The sequence below is a fragment of the Arthrobacter sp. Br18 genome (genome assembly GCF_000520555.1).
Lineage (GTDB): Bacteria > Actinomycetota > Actinomycetes > Actinomycetales > Micrococcaceae > Arthrobacter_D.
Window position 1 is genome coordinate 1 of sequence record NZ_KI914891.1, and the last position, 5,300, is coordinate 5,300.

Below are 5,300 nucleotides of genomic sequence, written 5' to 3' on the forward strand. Positions count from 1 at the left end.
AAACCAGGACCACGGATTTGCCTATGGTCCCTCCTACATCCTTAGACCGGGACTACCATCGCCCGGCTTGGCTACCTTCCTGCGTCACACCTGTTAATACGCTTACCTCCCAAGATCAGGTCCCGCGCTCCACAAAAAACCACGTCACCCCAAAGGGCGGGCGGTCATGCTTCGGGCGGTTAGTATCCCTCGATCAGTATTGGCGGTTTTTCGCCGGTACGGGAATATCAACCCGTTGTCCATCGACTACGCCTGTCGGCCTCGCCTTAGGTCCCGACTTACCCAGGGCAGATTAGCTTGACCCTGGAACCCTTGATCATTCGGCGGACGGGTTTCTCACCCGTCTTTCGCTACTCATGCCTGCATTCTCACTCGTGTAGGCTCCACCACTGGTTTACACCGCGACTTCACTGCCCACACGACGCTCCCCTACCCATCCACACGCCTGAACTCAGGAGAACACGTCTCCGGCTTAGCACTAATGTGAATGCCACAACTTCGGCGGTGTACTTGAGCCCCGCTACATTGTCGGCGCGGAATCACTTGACCAGTGAGCTATTACGCACTCTTTCAAGGATGGCTGCTTCTAAGCCAACCTCCTGGTTGTCTTCGCGACTCCACATCCTTTCCCACTTAGCACACGCTTAGGGGCCTTAGTTGGTGGTCTGGGCTGTTTCCCTCTCGACTATGAAGCTTATCCCCCACAGTCTCACTGCTGCGCTCTCACTTACCGGCATTCGGAGTTTGGCTGACGTCAGTAACCTTGTAGGGCCCATTAGCCATCCAGTAGCTCTACCTCCGATAAGAAACACGCAACGCTGCACCTAAATGCATTTCGGGGAGAACCAGCTATCACGAAGTTTGATTGGCCTTTCACCCCTACCCACAGCTCATCCCCTCCATTTTCAACTGAAGTGGGTTCGGTCCTCCACGACGTCTTACCGTCGCTTCAACCTGGCCATGGGTAGATCACTTCGCTTCGGGTCTAGATCACGCCACTCACGTCGCCCTATTCAGACTCGCTTTCGCTACGGCTTCCCCACACGGGTTAACCTCGCGACGTAACACTAACTCGCAGGCTCATTCTTCAAAAGGCACGCTGTCACAAGAACATGCTTGCTCCAACGGTTTGTAGGCACACGGTTTCAGGTACTGTTTCACTCCCCTCCCGGGGTACTTTTCACCTTTCCCTCACGGTACTGGTCCGCTATCGGTCATCAGGGAGTATTTAGGCTTACCAGGTGGTCCTGGCGGATTCGCACGGGATTTCTCGGGCCCCGTACTACTTGGGATACTCTCCAAACGGCAGCACGCATTACGGTTACGGGACTAACACCCTCTCCGGCCGGGCTTTCAAACCCGTTCACCTATACGCCTGCACACATTTCACCAGTCCGGCAGAACTGATACGGAAAGTCCCACAACCCCAGTGATGCAACGCCCGCCGGCTATCACACACCACTGGTTTAGCCTCATCCGCGTTCGCTCGCCACTACTAACGGAATCACTGTTGTTTTCTCTTCCTGTGGGTACTGAGATGTTTCACTTCCCCACGTTCCCCCCACGTACCCTATGTGTTCAGATACGGGTCACCCGGTCACTCGCGCGCCGGGCGGGGTTTCCCCATTCGGACATCCTGGGATCAAAGTTCGGTTATCAACTCCCCCAGGCTTATCGCAGATTCCCACGTCCTTCTTCGGCTCCTGATGCCAAGGCATCCACCGTGTGCCCTTAAAAACTTGACCACAAAAGATCAAAAACACTTCTCGGCGCACAACCACCACACAACACCCAGGAACAACACCCCTCCCAAAAGAGGAACACCACCCCCGGACACCACGCACTGACCATGCAAGAAATTGCTTCTTGTTTATAAGATGCTCGCGTCCACTATGCAGTTCTCAACCAACAACCCCAACACACCCCCACACCACCCAGCAGACACTCCCCACAAACACCAGGGACACCACCAGAACACGGCATGAAGCATGCACAGGAAAACCCAGAAACAACCCAACCCCACCCCCACGCCACCCGACCATGAACCAACCACGACCAGACCACGCAAAAATAAGGCCCTGTTATCTCAGGACCCAACAGTGTGCCAAACGATCAACCCGGAACCACCCACCAACACCCTTTCCAGAACCAGCCGGCACCCCACCCCGAAGGGAGGACCACCACACCAGAACGTACTCAGCCACCAGCAGACACCACCAGGCACCTATCCGTTGATATTCCACCCATGAGCACCCACCGCGGAACAAACGCCCGCGCAATGGGCTAACTCCTGCACACACCCCGATACACCACAGTGGATGACCAGGACCATGTGAGGCGCTCCTTAGAAAGGAGGTGATCCAGCCGCACCTTCCGGTACGGCTACCTTGTTACGACTTAGTCCCAATCGCCGGTCCCACCTTCGACGGCTCCCTCCCACAAGGGGTTAGGCCACCGGCTTCGGGTGTTACCAACTTTCGTGACTTGACGGGCGGTGTGTACAAGGCCCGGGAACGTATTCACCGCAGCGTTGCTGATCTGCGATTACTAGCGACTCCAACTTCATGAGGTCGAGTTGCAGACCTCAATCCGAACTGAGACCGGCTTTTTGGGATTAGCTCCACCTCACAGTATCGCAACCCTTTGTACCGGCCATTGTAGCATGCGTGAAGCCCAAGACATAAGGGGCATGATGATTTGACGTCGTCCCCACCTTCCTCCGAGTTGACCCCGGCAGTCTCCCATGAGTCCCCGGCATAACCCGCTGGCAACATGGAACGAGGGTTGCGCTCGTTGCGGGACTTAACCCAACATCTCACGACACGAGCTGACGACAACCATGCACCACCTGTAAACCGGCCACAAGTGGCTGACACATCTCTGCATCATTCCGGTTCATGTCAAGCCTTGGTAAGGTTCTTCGCGTTGCATCGAATTAATCCGCATGCTCCGCCGCTTGTGCGGGCCCCCGTCAATTCCTTTGAGTTTTAGCCTTGCGGCCGTACTCCCCAGGCGGGGCACTTAATGCGTTAGCTACGGCGCGGAAAACGTGGAATGTCCCCCACACCTAGTGCCCAACGTTTACGGCATGGACTACCAGGGTATCTAATCCTGTTCGCTCCCCATGCTTTCGCTCCTCAGCGTCAGTTACAGCCCAGAGACCTGCCTTCGCCATCGGTGTTCCTCCTGATATCTGCGCATTTCACCGCTACACCAGGAATTCCAGTCTCCCCTACTGCACTCTAGTCTGCCCGTACCCACCGCAGATCCGGAGTTAAGCCCCGGACTTTCACGGCAGACGCGACAAACCGCCTACGAGCTCTTTACGCCCAATAATTCCGGATAACGCTTGCGCCCTACGTATTACCGCGGCTGCTGGCACGTAGTTAGCCGGCGCTTCTTCTGCAGGTACCGTCACTTTCGCTTCTTCCCTACTGAAAGAGGTTTACAACCCGAAGGCCTTCATCCCTCACGCGGCGTCGCTGCATCAGGCTTGCGCCCATTGTGCAATATTCCCCACTGCTGCCTCCCGTAGGAGTCTGGGCCGTGTCTCAGTCCCAGTGTGGCCGGTCACCCTCTCAGGCCGGCTACCCGTCGTCGCCTTGGTAGGCCATTACCCCACCAACAAGCTGATAGGCCGCGAGTCCATCCAAAACCACAAAAGCTTTCCACCAACATGGCATGCGCCAGAAGGTCGTATCCAGTATTAGACCCGGTTTCCCAGGCTTATCCCAGAGTCAAGGGCAGGTTACTCACGTGTTACTCACCCGTTCGCCACTAATCCCCCCACAAGTGAGGTTCATCGTTCGACTTGCATGTGTTAAGCACGCCGCCAGCGTTCATCCTGAGCCAGGATCAAACTCTCCGTAAATGCTTCTACAGACACAACACCAACCCCCGGGAAAACGGAAACCAGCGCTGCACAAAATTCGAAACCAGCCAAAAAAACCAGCCACCACACCCAAAGGCACAGCAACCAGCCAATTCAACCAATCAAAAAACAATCGGTATCAACAAACTTGGCACACTATTGAGTTCTCAAACAACAGACGCGATCGAATACTTTTGGTCTTCCAAGATTTCCTAAGATTTCTTCGTCAGACTCTTTATTTCTTCGCTGCGATGTGTTACCAACTTATTCCATCCCCCGAGCCCCTGTCAAATCAGCGCATTCTCCGCACTGCGGAGTCGCACGCCGATTTCAGGTGTTCTGCCCACCACAAATAGAGTCCAGTATCGGCTTCTGTGTTGACCACACACCACATGGATTTTTTTGAATGGGGGTTGGTCGCCCTCGACGGGGCAGCCCAGTAGACACTACACGGACCGGCATGGCGGAGCAAATCCGGCGGGCGGGCAGGAGCGGTTTCTCCCGAGTCAGGCCGGTGCTGCGCACCAAGGAGAGGGCGGGGTACCGAAGACTCACGTGCTCGAGCTCCTTGGAGCGGCTTCACTGTGAACCTCCGGCACACCGGCACACCCAACCCGGCGCATCTGACTCGGCTGCCTGTGGCTACACTGGGCCCCCCTGGGACCGGCAATAGAAAAGAACCTCCGTGGTGACAGCATGTGCATGCCCACCAGACCGCCCTGCCCCTTGCCGTCAGGGCTCTTTCCCTTATCTGCGACATGAATCGGTTATGCCCGGCGACGACGGCTCCGGGTGCTCCGGCTCTTCGCGGTTCGCGGGAGCGGCCTGTCGAGGTTGGTCATGACGTCGTCCGGGTGGCACGGTTCAGCAGGATACGCGACCGGTAGTTGCTCGGGTTGCAGTAAGGGAGCCAGCTTCATTTGATGTGCTTGATCGCAGTATTGCTTTCGCTATGACCGCTCCGGTGACGATGCGGACTCCGATCTCGTGCCACCACCGGCGTGCGCTGCGGTAGATCTGCCGGATTTGTTAACGCCGACCGAAAATAGGGCCAGAAACGCCAACTGAAAATAGGGCCACCGACCATGATGGAAGGTGATCAATTTGGATGATTGGGCGGAGATACGCCACCTGTTTTCGACGGGCAAGCACTCGAAGCGCGAGATCGGCAGGATCGTGGGGGTTTCCCGCGGAACGGTGGACCGGGCGCTGGAGTCGGACCGGGCGCCGAAGTATCAGCGGGCAGCCGGAGTGTCGAGTTTCGATACGTTTGCTCCCAGGGTGCGGGAGCTGTTGGTAAAGACGCCGACGATGCCGGCCGCGACGCTGGCGGAGCGTGTGGGCTGGTCTGGTTCCGCGTCGCTGTTCCGGGCCAAGGTCGCCGCGATCCGGCCTGAATACGCGCCGCCCGACCCGGCCGACCGGCTGG

2 rRNA genes and 1 pseudogene are annotated in these 5,300 nt (G+C 57.0%); 1 reads left to right on the forward strand and 2 read right to left on the reverse strand.

What is annotated here, in order from left to right:
* Together Y704_RS24905 and Y704_RS0116005 are read right to left on the reverse strand one after the other, a co-directional pair.
* A 23S ribosomal RNA gene (locus Y704_RS24905) occupies positions 1–1,745 on the reverse strand; the annotation flags it as partial.
* A gap of 603 nt (positions 1,746–2,348) precedes the next feature.
* Positions 2,349–3,871: ribosomal RNA gene (locus tag Y704_RS0116005) — 16S ribosomal RNA — on the reverse strand.
* Positions 3,872–4,966: 1,095 nt separating this feature from the next.
* Between Y704_RS0116005 and Y704_RS24640 the strand changes: the two are divergent.
* A pseudogene (locus Y704_RS24640) lies at positions 4,967–5,300 on the forward strand (IS21 family transposase); the annotation flags it as partial.